This window comes from Zhengella sedimenti (assembly GCF_046506625.1).
GTDB classification, from domain to species: domain Bacteria; phylum Pseudomonadota; class Alphaproteobacteria; order Rhizobiales; family Rhizobiaceae; genus Zhengella; species Zhengella sedimenti.
In genome coordinates this window covers 30,201-48,322 of record NZ_JBKFFP010000004.1, presented here as the reverse complement: position 1 = coordinate 48,322, position 18,122 = coordinate 30,201, and the positions used below count along the sequence as shown (strand labels likewise).

Annotated in this window: 15 protein-coding genes and 2 tRNA genes; 10 read left to right on the top strand and 7 right to left on the bottom strand. The window is 64.0% G+C overall.

The features are described 5' to 3' along the window. Positions 1-252: 252 nt before the first annotated feature. Positions 253-1,389 (top strand): YcbK family protein, encoded by a 1,137-nt coding sequence (locus tag ACLB6G_RS12240; RefSeq protein ID WP_410356472.1) that lies wholly within the window; start codon positions 253-255, stop codon positions 1,387-1,389. Positions 1,390-1,665: 276 nt separating this feature from the next. Continuing rightward, positions 1,666-1,741 (top strand) — tRNA-Glu (locus tag ACLB6G_RS12235). Between the two features lie 124 nt (positions 1,742-1,865). Here ACLB6G_RS12235 and ACLB6G_RS12230 read toward each other — a convergent pair. Together ACLB6G_RS12230 and ACLB6G_RS12225 are read right to left on the bottom strand one after the other, a co-directional pair. Further along, positions 1,866-5,234: a beta strand repeat-containing protein gene (locus ACLB6G_RS12230; RefSeq protein WP_410356471.1), complete on the bottom strand. Its 3,369-nt coding sequence runs from the start codon at positions 5,232-5,234 to the stop codon at positions 1,866-1,868. Between the two features lie 147 nt (positions 5,235-5,381). Beyond that, positions 5,382-6,290 carry an AEC family transporter gene (locus ACLB6G_RS12225; protein ID WP_410356470.1) on the bottom strand — a complete coding sequence of 303 codons (909 nt, stop codon included), beginning with the start codon at positions 6,288-6,290 and terminating at the stop codon, positions 5,382-5,384. 223 nt (positions 6,291-6,513) lie between these two features. On the opposite strand from ACLB6G_RS12225, the gene ACLB6G_RS12220 reads away from it, so the two are divergent. Then, complete coding sequence (locus ACLB6G_RS12220) at positions 6,514-7,977, top strand: sensor histidine kinase (protein ID WP_410356469.1); 1,464 nt, start codon at positions 6,514-6,516, stop codon at positions 7,975-7,977. Between the two features lie 19 nt (positions 7,978-7,996). On the opposite strand, the gene ACLB6G_RS12215 is transcribed toward ACLB6G_RS12220, so the two are convergent. Further along, positions 7,997-8,881 carry a LysR family transcriptional regulator gene (locus ACLB6G_RS12215; RefSeq protein ID WP_410356468.1) on the bottom strand — a complete coding sequence of 295 codons (885 nt, stop codon included), beginning with the start codon at positions 8,879-8,881 and terminating at the stop codon, positions 7,997-7,999. Positions 8,882-9,119: 238 nt separating this feature from the next. Between ACLB6G_RS12215 and sfsA the strand changes: the two genes are divergently transcribed. The 3 genes from sfsA (at position 9,120) to radC (ending at position 11,644) form a co-directional block, all read left to right on the top strand. Continuing rightward, a complete protein-coding gene (sfsA, locus tag ACLB6G_RS12210; protein WP_410356788.1) occupies positions 9,120-9,830 on the top strand; it encodes a DNA/RNA nuclease SfsA in 711 nt (236 codons plus the stop codon). Between the two features lie 116 nt (positions 9,831-9,946). After that, positions 9,947-10,777: a type I methionyl aminopeptidase gene (map, locus tag ACLB6G_RS12205; protein ID WP_410356467.1), complete on the top strand. Its 831-nt coding sequence runs from the start codon at positions 9,947-9,949 to the stop codon at positions 10,775-10,777. Between the two features lie 105 nt (positions 10,778-10,882). After that, on the top strand, positions 10,883-11,644 hold the full coding sequence (gene radC / locus ACLB6G_RS12200; protein ID WP_410356466.1) for a RadC family protein: 762 nt from the start codon (positions 10,883-10,885) through the stop codon (positions 11,642-11,644). A 72-nt stretch (positions 11,645-11,716) separates the two neighbouring features. Here the strand turns inward: radC and tig are convergent, their stop codons facing one another. Together tig and ACLB6G_RS12190 are read right to left on the bottom strand one after the other, a co-directional pair. Then, positions 11,717-13,150 (bottom strand): trigger factor, encoded by a 1,434-nt coding sequence (tig, locus tag ACLB6G_RS12195; RefSeq protein WP_410356465.1) that lies wholly within the window; start codon positions 13,148-13,150, stop codon positions 11,717-11,719. A gap of 92 nt (positions 13,151-13,242) precedes the next feature. Then, positions 13,243-13,327, bottom strand: a tRNA-Leu gene (locus tag ACLB6G_RS12190). 394 nt (positions 13,328-13,721) lie between these two features. Between ACLB6G_RS12190 and ACLB6G_RS12185 the strand changes: the two genes are divergently transcribed. After that, positions 13,722-13,862 (top strand): DUF1127 domain-containing protein, encoded by a 141-nt coding sequence (locus ACLB6G_RS12185; RefSeq protein ID WP_371273327.1) that lies wholly within the window; start codon positions 13,722-13,724, stop codon positions 13,860-13,862. Between the two features lie 154 nt (positions 13,863-14,016). Here the strand turns inward: ACLB6G_RS12185 and ACLB6G_RS12180 are convergent, their stop codons facing one another. Then, on the bottom strand, positions 14,017-14,622 hold the full coding sequence (locus ACLB6G_RS12180; protein ID WP_410356464.1) for a hypothetical protein: 606 nt from the start codon (positions 14,620-14,622) through the stop codon (positions 14,017-14,019). A 139-nt stretch (positions 14,623-14,761) separates the two neighbouring features. Here ACLB6G_RS12180 and trmFO point away from each other — a divergent pair, with 139 nt between their 5' ends. The 3 genes from trmFO (at position 14,762) to ACLB6G_RS12165 (ending at position 17,748) form a co-directional block, all read left to right on the top strand. Then, positions 14,762-16,177: a methylenetetrahydrofolate--tRNA-(uracil(54)-C(5))-methyltransferase (FADH(2)-oxidizing) TrmFO gene (trmFO, locus tag ACLB6G_RS12175; protein ID WP_410356463.1), complete on the top strand. Its 1,416-nt coding sequence runs from the start codon at positions 14,762-14,764 to the stop codon at positions 16,175-16,177. An 81-nt stretch (positions 16,178-16,258) separates the two neighbouring features. Next, the gene (locus ACLB6G_RS12170) at positions 16,259-16,849 is read left to right on the top strand and encodes a hypothetical protein (protein ID WP_410356462.1); all 591 of its coding nucleotides are present in this window, start codon (positions 16,259-16,261) and stop codon (positions 16,847-16,849) included. A gap of 65 nt (positions 16,850-16,914) precedes the next feature. After that, positions 16,915-17,748, top strand: a complete 834-nt coding sequence (locus ACLB6G_RS12165; RefSeq protein WP_410356461.1) for a crotonase/enoyl-CoA hydratase family protein — start codon at positions 16,915-16,917, stop codon at positions 17,746-17,748. A 12-nt stretch (positions 17,749-17,760) separates the two neighbouring features. Here ACLB6G_RS12165 and ACLB6G_RS12160 read toward each other — a convergent pair whose 3' ends face one another. Next, entirely contained in the window at positions 17,761-18,075 is a 315-nt protein-coding gene (locus tag ACLB6G_RS12160; RefSeq protein WP_410356460.1) for an usg protein, read from the bottom strand. Positions 18,076-18,122: the final 47 nt, after the last annotated feature.

Below are 18,122 nucleotides of genomic sequence, written 5' to 3'. Positions count from 1 at the left end.
CATCTTGTCGCCTCAATTGACGATTAACCGCCGTGCTATAGTCACAAACACGCGCCAGGGGACTCGATTCGATTGGCGTTGTGAACTTTACCGCGAGCCTGGCCGTGGCTTGAGCCCGAGGGGGCCGGCGGCCAAGGGGGATGATTGTTGAACAAGGCGCGATTGCCCGGATGGAGCGCGTTGGCGGGATGTGTGGCCGTCGCGACGATTGCAGCGGGCCTTACCGGTTGCAGCACAACAGCGGTTCCGCCGATGGAAGTCGCGCTGGCCGATGTGGCATCCCAGGCCTCGCTGGGAACAAGTCAGTCACAGGGCGACGCCGCCGCCTTCGAACCGGTCAGCCAGGACGGTGCCGACGTGGCCGCCAGTTCCTTGCAGGCCGCGGGCAATGAAGCCGGCACCGAAACCGGCGCTTCCGGCGATGGCCCGGACGGCGATCAGGGGGAAAGCGGAACTCCGTTCGAAACGGTGGCAGCCTCTGCAGCATTGCCGGAATCAGGCGAAACGATCGACGGATCCTCCGGATCGCAATCGGCCGAAAGCGCCATCGCATCGGCCCGCGTGGCCCAGGCGGCGGGGCCGCTGCCCGTGCCGAGCGCCGCGCCGCGGCCTGGGAGCGGAACAGCCGCAGTGGCGGCAAACCCCGCCGGCGGGGCTGAAGCGCGGCCGATCCAGGTTGCCTCCGCCTCTCCGCAGATCGAAAAGCGGGGCTTCCTGTCCTCGCTGTTTTCAACGCAACCTCCCCGCCCGGCCATGGCGCTGGCGGACACCGGCCGCAGCCGTGCCCCGGCCGCCGCACCAAAACCCGCGGCCACGGCGCGCAAAGCGGTGCGGACGGCATCGCTGACCTCCGACCTTCCCGCAGGTGCCACCGGGAGCCTGACAGCCCTGCCCGGCGTTCGCGCGGAATCCCTTTTCGAGATCACGCGCAAGTCCGGCGGTTACGACGACAGCGACGTCGATATCAACGAAGCCGATGACAGGCCGGTGCGCGTGGCATCGGTCACGGGCCTGGCGCGCCTTGCACCGAACGGACTGGCCGTGCAGACCGCCGACGTCGATGTCGCCTGCCTCAAGCCGCAGCTCGTTCGCGTCCTGAAGACACTGGAACGCCACTACGGCCAGAAGGTCGTTGTCACGTCCGGTTACCGCAGCCCGAAACGCAACAGGCGCGCGCGCGGCGCGAAAAATTCCCTGCACATGTATTGCGCTGCCGCCGACATCCAGATCGCCGGCGTTTCCAAGTGGGATCTGGCGAAATACCTGCGCACCATGCCGGGTCGTGGCGGTGTCGGCACCTATTGCCACACCCAGTCGGTGCACGTGGATATAGGCCCGGAACGCGACTGGAACTGGCGCTGCCGCCGTTCGTCCCGCAAGCGCAAATAGAACGATCGGCATTCCGCAGATCGTTTCATGCCCCGGCGCCCGAAAGCAGCCGTCACGCGGGCCGGCCTCGCTCGAATCGACATGAAAAAAATGCCGGAAGCATCTGAAATGCCGGCGCGCTGCGGCAGTGGCACCGGATCCTTGCCTTTCCGCCTCCATGCCCGGTCCGCTGAAACTGCCATTGGCATCGGCATGCGGAGAACTTTTTTTCGCAATCCGCATCAACAGGGGTTGCCCACCGCCCGGAATCTTTCTATACGCCGTCTCGTCTTGAACGCGCCCTTCGTCTAGCGGTCTAGGACGCCGCCCTTTCACGGCGGAAACACGGGTTCGAGTCCCGTAGGGCGTACCACCTCTTTCCAGAACAATTGTCTGCTTCGGCCGCTGCCCGGCGTTCTGCCTGTTTCCGGCAGCTGACGGCCTTACGCTCTGTCCCCCCACCGTCCCGGACTTCAGTCGGCACAATCCCGCGGCCGTCAGAGAATGAAATCGCTTGCGTCGATACCGAGCCCCGTGCCGAGTACTTCGAGACGGAAATCGGCCACCCGGTCGCCGTCGACATCGCCCTCCAGGATGGTGACCAAACCGGCATATTCATAGGCACGCAATTCCCCGGCGGTGCCGGAAAAGAAGCGGCCGACAAAGGTGAAGGCCTGATCCCCGCCAAGGCCGGCATTCGCATCAAGGGCCGACAGGTCGAACCGGTCCTCGCCATCGGTGAAGTCCTGGATGCGGTCGCGGTCGGCGAACAACTGGCCGGAATCGGACATGGAGAGGTAGACGAAAACGTCGGCGTCATTGCCGCCATAGAGGATATCGCGCCCGGCGCGCCCGCGCAGCGTGTCATTGCCATTGTTACCCAGCAGGATATCGTTCCCGGCGCCTCCGTCGAGAAGATTGACCTGGGCGGAACCATAGAGCCGGTCATCGAAATTGGAACCGACGAGGTTTTCAAAACCGGAGATCGTATCGCCGGCGGCATCGCCGCCGGAAGCCGTGTTCCCGCCCAGAAAGACCTGAACGGCCGCCGTCGAATCCGCGTAATTCAGCGTGTCGAAGCCAGCCCCGCCGGACAGGACATCCGCCCCTGATCCGCCACGGACCGTGTCGTTGCCATCGCCGCCGGAAAGCGTGTCATCGCCTCCCCGCCCCACCAGGACATCATTTCCCGCATCACCGTTGATGACATCGCCGCTGCCCGAACCCGTCACCGTATCGTTGCCAACGCCTGCGGAGAACGGGGTTCCGATGTTCTGCGTTTCGCTCAGGACAACCACATCGTTTCCGGCAAGGCCATCGGCCTGCCCCGGGAACGCCGACAGGTCGTAGTCGTTCAGATCGACAACATCGTCTTGTGCGGTGAATATCGCCAGCGTCACGGATATGGATCCGGATGCCGTGCCCGCGCCGCCTGTTCCCTGGGCACCACTGTTGCCGTCGGAAAAGGTCCAGTCCAGAGTGACGGCCGACGTATCGTTGCCGGTGTTGCGGAAGGTGACCTGGCGGAGGGCGTCATTGACGAGGGATGCCGTTGCTGCTGCCTCGAAGGTCAAGGTCAAGGTTCCAGCCGAGTTCGCCGTGACCGTCCCGATCACCGTACCGCCAACCGTCAGGCTTCCCCCTTCCGTCAAGGTCTCAAGGGTCCCGGAATGGCCGAAAATATCACCGGCATCCGCGCCGCCCTGGCGCTGGATGGTGATCGACGCACCGGCATAGGAACCGGCCGCATCGAGTTCGGCGTCAGCAATGGTCACATCATTGTCCATGACGACTGCCGCGCCGCTTGCCTGTGCCACGAGCGCCGCGTCGAGGCCGGTGAAGACCGGAGCGTCGTTGACGCCTGTGACCGTGACGACGACATCATGATCCCCGCTGGACCCGCCATCGCCATCGGTCAGGGTGAACCGCACCGTGCGGTCGCCGGGTGTCGGGACATCGTTGCCGGGGTTGTCGTATGTGATATTGCGGATCAGGGCCTCGGCGGCGGCCGGCGTTGCCGAAGCGTTGAAGGTGATCACGAGGGCTGCGCCGCCGGTGCCACCCGTCCAGGTGCCGATCGCGACGCCGCCCCAGGTGACCGTGCCACCCGATATGCCGATCTGGCCCGCGCCGGTTCCCTCGTTGCGGATGGCGAGCACGTCTTCCGCAGCATGTCCTCCGGCCACGATGGAAACCGTGAGCGTTCCGGTATCGAAATCGGCCGAGTCGCCATCGACGACCACCGCGCCTGGCGCCTGGTCGAGGATGACGGGTCCGAAGCCTTCGACAAAGCCAGCCGTGTCGGATGCCAGTTCGGAGATTGCCGGGCTTTCGATATTCACCCAAACCCGGTTCGACCCCAGATCATTGGCCACATAGGCGTCGAGGTCGCCATCCGCATCGATGTCGCCGAGGGCGACGCCAATGGCATAATCCGAACCAAGCGCCAGCCCGCCTTCCGAGAACACTGCGGACCCGTCATTGAGCCAGACCCGGTTTCCATCGATGTTGTTGGCGACGAACGCGTCGAGATCGCCGTCGCCATCAAGGTCGCCCAGCATGACGCCATTGCTTCGCGAATTGCCGAGCGCCTGGCCACTGTCGGTGTAGGTTCCGGTGCCGTCATTGAGCCAGACCGTGTTGGGCTGACCCCAATTGGTCACGAAAGCGTCCAGATCGCCATCGCCGTCGAGATCGCCCAGGACGACGTTGCTTCCATAGCTGGTGCCAAGGGTCTGGCCGCTGTCGGTGAAGGTGCCTGACCCGTCATTGATCCAGACCCGGTCCGCCTGGTTCGCATTGGCGGTGAACATGTCGAGATCGCCGTCGCCGTCCACGTCCCCGAGCGTGATGCCGAGGGTCTGCGAGGTGCCGAGCGCCTGGCCGCTGTCGGTAAACGTGCCGGCGCCGTTGTTCAGCCAGACCCGGTTGGCCTGTCCGTAATTCGCGACGACGGCATCAAGATCCCCATCGCCGTCCACGTCGCCAAAGGCAACCGCGCGGCTGTCACCCGTGCCAAGCGACTGGCCGCTATCGGTGTAGACACCCGTACCGTCATTCAACCAGACGCGGTTGCCCGCGTTCCGGTTCGTCACGAATGCATCCAGATCGCCGTCGTTGTCGACATCGCCGAGAACCACGCCCCAGCTGTCGGCCGTGCCGAGCGCCTGGCCACTGTCGACGAAAGTTCCGCTTCCGTCGTTGAGATATACGCGGTTGGCCTGGTTGGAGTTTGCGACAAGAACATCGAGATCGCCGTCGCCATCCACATCGCCCATGGTGACATAGCGGCTGTTGCTGCTGCCAAGCGTCTGGCCGCTGTCGGTGAATTCAGCCGAACCCGACTGCAGGATGCCGACCGTCACGTCATTGTTCGCCGAAACCGCGCCATCGCCGTCGTCGACCGTGACGCGGATCGTGCGCAGGCCCGTATCGGGTCCGGCCGTGTTCGTGTTTTCGTACTGGACCGAGTGGACCAGGGTGCTCACCAGGGACGCCGTGGCATTGGCATTGAAGCTGACAACGAGGTCGTTGCCCGCGGCGATATCGTTGACCAGCGTGCCGATGACGGTGCCGCCCACCGAGACCGTCGCACCGGCCGTCGTGCCCGACAGGGCCACCGTGCCGGATGTATCGAGGGTGAGGAGATCCTCGGCGGCCACGGCACCGGCCGCGACGCTGACCGTCAGGTTGCCGCCGTCGAAATCGGCGGAGTCCGCATCGCTCAATCCGGCCGCGACCGGCGCCATGCCGTGATTGTCGGTGCCTGTTCCCGCCGCATCGATGAAGACGGGTCCCTGCCCCTGGGTGAAGGTCACCCGGTCGCCGTCGAGATTGGTCAGAACCGGTGCAATCGCTATCGGCATTTCTCTCTCTCCCAGAGACATCAACAACGACGCAAATAGGAGAACGGCGGGAAATACCGGCATTGACGCCTGTCAACGCCGCGATACTGTTCGTCTCCGCGCCGCTTGCCGGGTGTCATCTGGCGGTCGGGGTGTTGCCCGCCGGCATCAATCGACGCCGGCCAGCATCAGGACGAGCGGGAGCGTAAACACGACGGCCAGGGTCTGGAAAGTGACGATGCCGGCCATGAACGTGCCGTCGCCCTTCATCTGCCGCGTCAGGACATAGGCCGTCGGGGCCGTGGGGACGGCGGAGAAGACGACCAGCACCAGCGCCTCGATACCGGACAGGCCGAACAGCCATGCTGATGCGGTGGCCAGGACTGGCATGAACAGCAGGCGTGCCGCACCGGTCGCGAACAGGCCGGGCAGATCGGCGCGCAGGGTTTCGGGTCTGAGCGCGGCACCGACACAGAGCAGTCCCAGCGGCAGGCTGCCCTGCCCCAGGAGTTTCAGGAAAGCGCCCGTGCCGAAGGGAAGGCCAATGCCGCTCAGGGCCAGGGCAAATCCCGCCAGGCAGGCAAGCACGAGCGGATTTGCGGCGACGCTGCGCAACAGCGCCCGCGGTGCCCGCGTTGTGCTGCCCCCGCTCAACGCGATGATCGCCAGAACATTGACCAAGGGAACCGAGACCGCGAGATAGACCGCCGCTCGCCCGATGCCTTCGCTCCCCGCGATCAGGGCAAGAACGGCAAGGGCGAGATAGGTGTTGAAGCGGACCACGCCCTGGAGGACCGGGCCGAAGCGGGCAGCCGGCATGGGACGGAAGCGCTGCGCCAGGGCCAGTCCCGCGCTCGCCACCAGGATGGCCGCCACGGCCGCCGCGCCAAGGCGCGGCACATGCGGATCGTGAACCGGCGCTTCGGCCAGGCTGGACACGAGAAGTGCCGGAAACAGCAGGAAGTAGGTGAGACGCTCGGCGGCGGGCCAGAATCCGGCTGCCGGGAACCCTTTTCGCGCAAGCAGATAGCCGGCGCAGATCAGGGCAAAGATCGGCCAGATCGTTGTCAGAAGCATGTCCGTCCCGTTTTCCGCATGTCCGCTTCCCGGACGATGCCGTGTATCCGCGCTGTCCTCGCCGAAGGCAAGGCGCAACGATGGCAGGCCGGACCGGGCGGCCCGGTTTGCGAATTCGCACGGCCTGCGGCTGATTCCGGGTGACCAGGTCGTGATTGTTTCCTAATCTGCCCGATAATTTCCTGTCAAAGCCGCGAGGGGTATCATGCCGGGTGAGGTGTTGGTGGATCCGGACGATATCATTCCAGGTCTTCGCCTGGGCGAAGTCGGTGTCTGGCGCTGGCGTATCGAAGGCGAGGCGCTGGAGTGGACCGAAAACCTGGAAGCCATACACCGCATGGAGCCCGGTTCCTTCGACGGAACCCTGGAAAGCTTTCGCCGCGACCTGCATCCGGAAGACGCGGAAGCGGTCTGGCTCGCCATCACCCGGAGCATCGAGACGGGAGAACCCTATGCGGTGGTCTACCGGTCCGCGCTGGCCCGCGCGAACCGGCCGGTGTGGATCGAGGCGAAGGGCGGTGTCTTCCATGGCCGCAACGGCGAGCGGTACCTGACCGGTGTCTGCAGGGATGTCACGGCCAGCGTCAGTGGCAAGAAGGACCTGGAGAAACGCTTCACCCAGCAGAAGGGCATACAGGAACTGGGCAGCTATGCGCTGGGCGACGTCTCGCTCAACGACATCATGGACAAGGCCGTCGAAACCGCGGCACAGGTCTTCGATGTTCCGTTGGCCAAGATCCTCCAGTTCGTCGACAGCGCCGATGAACTGAAGCTGGTGTCCGGCACCGGCTGGAATGAGGGCCTCGTCGGCAAGGCCAGCGTCGGGATCGACCTGGATTCGCAGGCCGGTTACACCCTCACGTCATCCCGGCCGGTGATCGTGTCCGACCTGACGGTCGAAAGCCGCTTTTCCGGCCCCGCCCTGCTCCGGGATCACGGTGTGCGCAGCGGCATGAGCGTCGTGATCGCCGGGGCGTCGGACCGTCCCTTCGGCGTCTTCGGCATTCATGACCGGGATCTGCGGACATTCGACGAACATGACGTCGATGCGCTGATTTCCATCGCCAACATCGTCGCGCAGGGCGCCCGGCAGCACGAGGCCAATGAACGCCAGCGGCTCATCCTGCGGGAGATGGCGCACCGCTCCGGCAACCTTCTCCAGGTGGTTGCCTCGCTCGCCTCGCAGACCTTCCGGACCCATTCAGACCCTGCCACGGCGCTGCAATCCTTCATCAGCCGGCTGGAATCGCTATCCCGCGCCAATCAACTGATCACCAGGAGCGGCTGGAGCAACATGCGGTTCCGGTCGCTGATCGAGGAAGTGCTGGGCCTGCAAAGGGACCGTCTGGAAATCCGGGGCCGGGATATCCGCCTGCCGGCGGATCTGGCATTCGACATGGCTCTCGTCCTCTACGAACTGGCCACCAATTCACTCAAGTACGGGGGCCTGTCGACTCCCGGTGGAAAGGTCAGCCTCACCTGGCATATCGAACCGGCCGGCGAGGCGCGAATATTTCATCTGGATTGGAGCGACAGCGAAAAAGTGGCGAAGAAAATCTCCGGGACGGGCTTCGGTTCAAGACTGAAACACGCGCTTGTCGAACAGAAATGGCGCGGGACCATGACCGTGGAAATGGAAGGGCCCTATCGTTTCTCCTGCGCAATCCCGCTTCAGGACGAATCCTGACAGGCAATGACGGCACGCCTCACTCGATATCCGTGTAGGCGGCCAGCGCTTCGGCAACGAGGGGATTCGCAAACCGCCTTTGCAGGGTGACTGCGCAGAAATTCTCGGTGATCCCGTCGAGCCTTGCATATTCCACAAGCGTGCCCGCAGAAAGTTCGTCACGAACGACGATTGGCGGGATCACGGCAAGGCCGGCGCCCGTTCGCGCGAGAAGCCGGAGCATGGCCATGTCATCGGCCTCCGCCGCGAGCCGGGGCACGACGCCAAGCCGTGCGACGAGCGCGTCGAAGGAGGCCCGCAATGCCGATTCCGGCGTCGGGAGAATCAGCGAGCGCGCTTCCAGGAGTTGCCGCACCGTCCGGTCCGCCAAGTCCGGATCGGGCACCGCGATCAGGCTCACGGGCTGTTCCGACAGCTTGTGCACGAGATAGGGGCTGACCGAATCGCGGGCTGGAACCAGATTCGTGAGAACCACGTCGACAGCCATCGCTTCCAGCGCCCGCAGAAGATCCGGCTGCGCACCCGATCGCAGCACGACCTCGACATCCGCCCGGCCGAGGACCGGTTCGAGAAAGGCGATCTGGAAATTGCGCGACAGTGTCGCGAGCGCGCCGATCCGCAGGACTTGCCGCCTGGTTCCGGCGGCCTTCAACGTGGCTGCCAGGTCTTCCGCGGCACGGAAGATTTCCTCCGCATGGTCGAGGGCGATGCGTCCGGCTTCGGTCAGGACCAGGTTGCGCCCCGCCCGTTCAAAGAGATCATGGCCAAGGGACGCTTCCAGCGCCTTGATCTGTGTGGAGACAGCCGATTGCGAAATGTTGAGCGCCCGGGCGGCGCCGGTCAGCGTCCCGTCGCGCGCAACCGCCCTGAACAGGCGGAGATGATGAAGATTGATGATCGACATAATTCTATTCCACAGAACATTCTTCCTCATAATATGGATTTTTCTTGATGCTTGCCATGGCCAGGACATGCCAGGACATCACTCCGCCGGAAAGCCGGAGGTTGGCCGCTTCGTGATGTTCCGTCGCTGACTTGTCGTACGGTCCATGTGGACCTGGTCCGGGGCCTGCTTCCCCGATCATGGAAAACACGGGGATGATGCCTTGCGCGATGCTTTCGGCTGCGGCATCAAGTCTGTCATGCAGTTTCCCGGTCCCCTCCTTCGCGCCACGCTGATCCGGCGCTACAAGCGCTTCCTGGCCGATGTCACCCTTGCCAACGGGCAGGAGGTGACCGTATCGGTGCCCAATACCGGATCGATGATGGGGCTGAGCGAACCGGGCATGACGGTCTGGCTGTCGCATTCCGGCAATCCCAAGCGCAAATATGCCCATACGCTCGAACTGGTGGAGGCGGACGGAACGCTGGTGGGCATCAATACCGGCCTGCCCAACCGGCTTGTCGAGGAGGCAATTCTTGGCGGGTTGGTGCCGGGGCTCCACGGCTGGGCCGCCCTGAAGCGCGAACAGCGCTATGGCCGGAATTCGCGCATCGACATCCTGCTCGAGGATCCCGCCAAGGGGCGCGCCTATGTGGAGGTGAAGAACGTTCACCTGATGCGGGAAAAGGGCCTGGCGGAATTCCCCGATACCGTCACGGCGCGCGGCGCCAAGCACCTCGGTGAACTGGCCGCCATGGCACAGGAGGGACACCGGGCGGTGATGATCTATCTCATCCAGCGCGGCGACTGCGAGCGGTTCCGCCTGTGCACAGACCTCGACCCGGCCTATGCGGCGGCTTTCAGCGCCGCGCGCGCCGCGGGCGTCGAGGCCCATGCGCTCGGTTGCAGCCTGACCACGCAGGGCATCGTGGCGGACAGGCTGATCGGGATGATCGATCCGGCGGGATGACGCGCCAGGCGGGCCAAGCCTTGAATGCCCCGGCATTTGATGCCATTTGGATGCCATTGACGGGGGTGGAAATCAGGTTGCAACCCGGTCGACAGCCGGCACAGGGAAACGGGATCATGGTCACATATGTGGATGCGGCGTCGGCGCCGCTGAAGAACACGGGTCAGATCCGCCTCTACGGGCCGGATGACTTCGAAGGCATGCGCAAGGCCTGCCAATTGACCGCGCGCTGCCTCGACGAACTGGCCGGCATGGTCCGTCCCGGCCTCCAGACAGAGGAAATCGACCGTTTCGTCTATGAATTCGGCGCTGACAATGGCGCCATTCCGGCAACGCTGAACTATCGCGGATACACGAAGTCCAGCTGCACCTCGATCAACCACGTCGTCTGCCACGGCATACCGAATGAGAAGCCGCTGCGCGAAGGCGATATCGTCAACATCGACGTCACCTACATCCTCGATGGCTGGCATGGCGATTCAAGCCGCATGTACCCGGTCGGCCAGATCAAGCGGGCTGCCGAACGCCTGATGGAAGTGACGCACGAGTCCATGATGCGGGGCATCGCCGCCATCCGGCCTGGCGTGAAGACCGGCGCCATCGGGGCCGCCATCCAGGCCTATGCCGAAGGCGAGCGCTGCTCCGTCGTGCGTGATTTCTGCGGTCACGGTGTCGGTCGCCTGTTCCACGACGCGCCGAACATCCTGCACTACGGAACGCCTTCGGACGGCGTGGAAATGCGGGAAGGCATGATCTTTACCGTCGAGCCGATGATCAATCTCGGGCGCCCGCATGTGAAAGTGCTGGCTGACGGATGGACCGCGGTGACCCGCGACCGCTCGCTCTCGGCACAATACGAACACACGGTGGGCGTGACGGCCGACGGTTGCGAGATCTTCACGCTGTCGCCCGCGGGTCTAGACAAGCCGGGCCTGCCTGCGGGCTGAGGCTCTGCCCTTCCCTCCATGATCCCGATCCGGTAGTTTCAGGGCTGTGGGGTTTGTGGTTGCCGGCGATTCCCTCGCGGCGCCACGGGGCGGACAGACTGAGCCATGGATGAAGACGCCGACGAGCGCGGCATGTTTGCCGATTCCGCACATGCACCCTCCCCGTTCCGGACAAGGTCCCGCCCCGAGGAAGCCAAGCCGCACTGGCACGGCCACCGCGAACGGCTGCGGGAAAAGTTCGCAACGGCCGGCGAAGGCGCGCTTGCGGATTACGAGTTGCTTGAACTGCTGCTCTACCGGCTGATACCGCGCCGGGATACCAAACCGGTCGCCAAGGCGCTGATCGGCCGGTTCGGCTCGATCGCCGGCGTTCTCGGCGCGCCGGTCAACCTGCTCCAGGAGGTGAGCGGGGTCGGCGCGATCGTGGCGGCGGAACTGAAGCTCGTCTCGGCCGTGGGGCAGCGTGCGCTGAAATCGGAAATCCGGCACAAGCAGGTGATGGCGTCATGGTCCGCCGTCATCAACTATTGCACCGCGGCGATGGCGCACGAGCCACGCGAGCAATTCCGGATCCTGTTCCTGGACAAGAAGAACGCGCTCATCGCCGATGAGGTCCAGCAGACGGGAACGGTCGATCACACGCCGGTCTACACGCGCGAGGTCATTCACCGTGCCCTCGAACTGGCCGCAACCGCGATCATCCTTGTGCACAACCATCCCTCGGGTGACCCGACGCCGTCGCGTGCCGACATCGACATGACCCGGACAATCGCCGAAAGCGCGGCGCCGCTTGGCATCACCGTGCATGACCACATCATCATCGGCAAGGATGGCCATGTCAGCATGAAGGCGCTTCAGCTTTTCTGATCACGGCCATGAAAAAGGCCGCCGGAGCGTTTCCGGCGGCCCTTGTCCTGTTCCTGCAAGAAGACGTTCGCCTTATTCCTCGGCGTCGTCCGCCTTCTTCTTTGCGGCAGCCTTCTTCTTGGCCGGGGCCTTCTTCTTCTCCGGCTTGGCTTCGGAGGCGGACTGCTCGTCCTCGTCATCGGCCAGCAGGGCTTCCTTGGAGACCGTCTCGTCTGTCACGTTGACCTGGGTCAGCAGGTGGTCGACGACCTTTTCCTCGAAAAGGGGCGCGCGGATGGCATTGATGGCTTCCGGGTTCTGGCGGAAGTAGTCGATGACCTGCTGCTCCTGGCCCGGATACTGGCGCACCTGTTCGTAAACTGCGCGCTGAACTTCTTCCTCGCCCACCTGGACACCGGCCTTTTCGCCGATCTCGGAGAGCACGAGACCCAGGCGCACGCGGCGCTCGGCCAGGCGCATGTATTCCTCGCGGGCTTCTTCCTCGGTCGTGTCCTCATCGGCAAAGGTCTTGCCCGCGCGCTGCAGGTCGGCCTCGACGGTGCCCCAGATGTTGCGGAATTCCGCGTCGACGAGGCGCGACGGCGCCTCGAACTTGTAGGCCTCGTCCAGCGCATCGAGAAGCTGGCGCTTCACTTTCTGGCGGGTCGCCTGGCCATACTGGCTCTCGATCTGCTGTCGGACGATCTCGCGCAGCTTGTCGGCGCTTTCAAGGCCCAGCTTCTGCGCCAGATCGTCGTTGATCTCGAGTGCGCCGGGTGCAGCCACTTCCTTGACGGTGATATCGAAGGTGACTTCCTTGCCGGCAAGGTGCGCGGCCTGGTAGTCGTCCGGGAAGGTTACGGTGATGGTCTTCTCCTCACCGGCCTTGACGCCGACGAGCTGTTCCTCGAAACCGGGAATGAAACGGCCGGAACCGAGAACGAGGTTGGCATCGCTGTCGGTTCCGCCATCGAAGGGCTCGCCGTCCAGCTTGCCGACGTAGTCGATGGTCACGCGGTCGCCGTCAGCGGCCTTGCCCTTCTTGGGCTCGTAGTCGCGGGCGGATTCGGCGATCTGGCGGACCTGCTCGTCCACTTCCTCGTCGGAGATGTCGACGACCTGGCGCGTCACCGCGATCGAGGATGCGTCCTGGATCTCGATGGGCGGAATGACTTCATAGGTAAGCGTGAACTCGAAATCGGCCTTGCCGTCGAGGATCTGGCCGGCTTCGGCCTCGTCCTCGGTCATGGCGACCTCGGGCTGCATGGCGGCCTTCTCGCCGCGCTCCTGCAGAACGCTGCGCGAGGAATCGGCAAGGATCTCGTTCACGATCTCGGCCATGATCGACTTGCCGTACATCTTGCGCAGATGGGCGGTCGGGACCTTGCCCGGACGGAAACCGTTGATCCGCACCTTCGAGCGGGCATCCGCGAGACGCTCCGCGAGACGCGCTTCCATGTCGGTGGCCGGCACGACAACCTTGATCTCGCGCTTGAGCCCTTCATTGAGCGTTTCGGTAACCTGCATCACAAAACCTTTGTTCTTTCGTGTCGACGCTCCGGGACGCCGCTTCCGGTTCCCGGTCCGCCTTTCCTGTCCTCAAGCCCGGTTGGCCTGCCTGGTGCGGGTGGAGGGACTTGAACCCCCACGCCTTGCGGCACCAGAACCTAAATCTGGCGTGTCTACCAATTCCACCACACCCGCCTCCGCCGGTGCGTACCGGCCCGAAGCGCGCGTTCTATATCACCGCGCTATCGGCGTTCAAAGGAAAAATGGCGCGGAATCCGGTTTTTTCGAGGCTTTCCGGCAAGATCGGGAACGGCATGACGCCGCCCGAAAGGCCAGGCGCAGCCACACCCGTCGGGTCCGGTCACTTCAATCGATTTGGATTTCGGCACCCGATTGAAGGCACAATCCATGTTGCACATGCACAATCACGAGCGGTTACGCAGCGTTATCAATGTCTTGAGTGTTGTGCATTGCACAAATTGCATGGCTGTCTTGCAGAATTGGCACTCCACAAACCGCAGGCCCGCTCCTATCTTCCACTCAACGGCCGGACGAAAGCGAACGGCCTGACAAGACGAGGTCCGAAGAGATGAACATCATCCGCAATTACCGCAACTGGCGCCGTGAGCGCGAGACGATCAGCGAACTGAACCGCCTGTCGAACCGCGAACTGGCCGATCTGGGCATCGCCCGCGCCGACATTCCGTTCATTGCGCGCCGGGCGCGCTGAACGGAATTGACGAATTTCGCCGGGATTACCTCCTCCCAATCGCGGCGAAAATGGGTTCGCGACCTCCTCCTCCCAATCGCGAACCTGACATAAAGACACCCGCCGGATCTCCTCCCCCGGCGGGTGTTTTTTGTCTTCCGGGCCGGCCGGCCTGCTAGCGAACGCCGGCTACGCCGCGGGTCTTCCATTCGGCCAGCGCGAGGATGTCCGGACGGCCGCCCATCGGTTCGTACCAGCTATCGACCGCCCAGAGCTTTCCGGACCCTGTTTCCTTCAGCACGGCCGTCGAATGCGGATAACGGGCATCCAGGAAGAAACCGCGCGACACGTTCGTCTGGACCGTGTGATGCTTCAGAAGCCCCTGTTTCTGCAGAAGAAGCATGAACGTCCGCGTATTGGTGGATTCGTCGATGCAGTCCATCTGGCCCTTGGTCCCGCCCTCATTGAGCTCGGACTTGGCGCGGTCGCGAACGCCGATCGTGTCGCCTGCCCTGTCCTCGAAATAGGCCACCGCATCGCCAACGGCCTGCCGCTCGGCGGCAGGCGATGCCGCGCCGGCGTCCATGATCTGGCCGATCCGCTCCATGTCGGCCGGGCCGAGGGCGAGTTGCGTGCGGAAATAGCAATTGTAGCCGTGGCAGACCGTCAGCCGCGATGCCGCCACCTTGGACAGCGAGGCGGAGTAGTTGGCCGAGACGGATGTGCAGGCGCCCAGAACGGGCGCCAACAGGCAAATGGAGAGGATACGTATAGTGTGCATGGCGTCATTATTGCCATGACGGCGGCCAAGGCAATGGCAGGTGCGACGGTTTCGACCACTCGTCCACACTGGTGACGACGCATTGATCGCAGCGCCGAAAAGCCCTATTTCCCGGCCAGCGACAATCACGGAGTTCGGCATGAAGCCCATTCACATCATCGGTGGCGGCCTGGCCGGTTCCGAGGCCGCCTGGCAAGCCGCGAATGCGGGGGTGCCGGTCATCCTGCACGAGATGCGCGGCGTGCGCGGCACCGACGCCCACAAGACCGACCGGCTGGCCGAACTCGTCTGTTCCAATTCCTTCCGATCGGACGACGCGCAAACCAATGCCGTGGGCCTTCTGCATGCCGAAATGCGCCTGGCCGGCTCGCTGATCATGGCATGTGGCGATGCCCATCAGGTCCCGGCCGGATCGGCGCTCGCGGTCGACCGCGAAGGTTTCGCCGATGCCGTCACGCAGAAGCTGGAAGCCCATCCGCTGGTCACCATCGTGCGCGAGGAAATCACCGGTCTTCCGCCGCAAGACTGGGATCAGGCCATCATCGCCACCGGCCCCCTCACCGCACCGGGCCTTGCCGCGGCGATCGCGCAGGAAACGGGCGAGGAGTCGCTCTCCTTCTTCGATGCCATCGCCCCGATCATCCATTTCGAATCGGTCGATCTCGATACCGCCTGGTTCCAGTCGCGCTACGACAAGGTGGGACCCGGCGGTACCGGCAAGGACTACATCAACTGCCCGCTCGACGAAGCGCAGTACAATGCCTTCATCGACGCAATCCTGGCGGGGGAGAAGACCGAATTCCGCGAATGGGAGGGCGTTCCCTATTTCGACGGCTGCCTGCCCATCGAGGTGATGGCCGAACGCGGGCGCGAGACATTGCGCCATGGCCCGATGAAACCGATGGGACTGACCAACCGGCACCAGCCCGATGTGAAGCCCTTTGCGGTCGTCCAGCTGCGCCAGGACAACGCGCTGGGCACGCTGTACAACATGGTCGGGTTCCAGACGAAGCTCAAATATGCCGAACAGGTTCGCATCTTCCGCATGATTCCGGGTCTTGAAGATGCCCAGTTCGCCCGCCTCGGCGGCCTGCACCGCAACACCTACATCAATTCCCCGCTGCTCCTCGATGGCACCCTGCAACTGAAATCGCGCCCCGGCCTTCGTTTCGCCGGCCAGGTGACGGGCTGCGAGGGCTATGTCGAATCCGCTGCCATGGGACTTCTGGCCGGACGGTTCGCGGCAGCTAGCAGGCTCGGGGCGGAACTGGCGCCGCCGCCTGAAACAACCGCTTTCGGCGCGCTGCTCGGGCATATCACCGGCGGTCATATCGTTTCCGACGAAGAACCGGGCAAACGCTCCTTCCAGCCGATGAACATCAATTTCGGGCTGTTCCCGCCACTTGAGCCCGGCGCGATCCGCAAGCCGGAAGGCGTGAAGCGCTTCCGGGGCAAGGAAAAGGCCGTGGCCCGGAAACAGGCGATGAGCGCGCGCGCGCTTTCGGATTGCCGCGCCTGGCTCGGCCTGGCACCGGAAGCCCAGGCAGCGGAGTAATACGCCATCAGGGGTATGGCGAAACGTGCCGGGTGTGGCATGCTGCCGGGCGAAGAACATCCGTGCCCGGAGAAACGCGTCATGGCGAACCGAACCGACCTTTTCCTAGCGGCTGGCCTGCTCTGGCTCTCTGCCAACCCTGCGCTGGCGCGCGATTGCGAGGCGGATGCCCGCGCGGCCATGACCGATGTGCGTCACCCGGTCGCGATCCTGCAGCACGTTCAGACGATCATGGGCGACACGACGATGCGATCGAAAGCGCTGACCCTGCCGGACAATCGCGGGATGTCGATGGAGGAGGACGGCACACCCATGACACTGTGGGAAGGCGGCCGGTTCTACACGACACCGGACAAGGGCCAGACGTGGACGCTGATGAGCGAATCGTCGGAGGAGGCACAGGCGCAGGCCATGGAAACGCTGCGTACCCAGGCCGACGCGGCGACGAACATCACCTGCGACTACGAGGCGGACCTGGACGGGCGCAAGGTTCACCTCTTCAGCCTCGACTATGTGCTGCAACCATCCGGCATGGCGATGCAAGGGAAATACTGGATCGACGCGGAAACCGGCTTTCCCTGGCGCATAGAGACCGTCAGCCCGCACAACACGATCATCCAGGAGAATGAACCGGCCCCGGCGGACATGACGGTTCCCGATCCGCAAGGCTGACGGCCTGCTTTACATGCGGACCCCGGCAAACGAAACTGCGCCCGCCAGGACAACAGGAGGCATGGATGAGCAAGGCCGAAGGCCCCTTCTTCACCGTGGAACGGAACGGACCGGTCGCGGAAATCACGATGAACCGGCCGGACACGGCCAATGCCATGTCGCCGGATTTCTGGGAGGACCTGCCGCGTATCATCGATGACCTCACCGCGCAGGGCAGCGTGCGCGCGGCGATCCTGTGCGGCGCCGGCCGCCATTTCTCCGGCGGCATGGATCTCTCCACCTTCAATTCCATTGCCTCCATGCTGAAGGCTGAGCCGGGCCGCGCGGCCCACACGCTGCGCAGGCTGATCCTGAAGCTGCAACACACGTTCACGGCACTGGAACAGGCCCCCTTCCCCGTGATCGCGGCCATTCACGGCGCCTGCATCGGCGGGGCGATCGACATGATCACCGCCTGCGACATCCGCCTCGCGTCGCAGGATGCGTTCTTCGCCATCGAGGAAATCAATATCGGCATGGCCGCCGATGTCGGCACCTTGCAGCGTCTGCCCAAGCTGATCGCCCCCGGCATCGCGGCGGAACTGGCGCTGACCGGGCGGCGTTTCGACAGCGCCGAGGCACGCAGTATCGGCCTTGTCACGGGCACATTTCCCGACCGCGACGTCATGATCGCGGAGGCACGGTTGCTGGCGGATGCGCTTGCGGCCCGCTCGCCGCTTGCCATCGCCGGCATCAAGCGCAACCTTGCCTTTTCGCGCGACCATTCGGTCGCCGACGGCCTGGACTACATCGCGACCTGGAACGGCGGCATGCTGCGCGCGGAAGACCTGATGGAAGCCATCCAGGCGCGCGCGCAGAAGCGGGCGGCGGTTTTCAAGGACCTCGGCGCGCCGGCCTGACCGGGTTCCGGCTCAGTGGAGCCGGAACTCCGCGCCAAGCGCGCGCACTTCCGCCGGCTGGATCAGCCGGGCATGGGCGACCGTGACCGAGTGAAGCGGCCCCTCGATGGTCTCTTCCCAGAAGGCGAGAAACTTCTTCAGCACCGGAAATTTCGGCCACAGATCGTATTCCTGCCAGATGAATTCCTGCAGCACGGACCGGTGATCGGGCATCCTGTAGGCGATTCTGGCCGTTGTCAGACCGTAGCCCTCAATCTGCTTCCTGAAACCGTCACTGACCTTCACGGGAAACCTCCAAGTGCATTGTTGACTTGGAGATTGCGCCATGCGATAGCCCCGCCGTCAAGACGGATTTCTGATTTAGATAAACAATT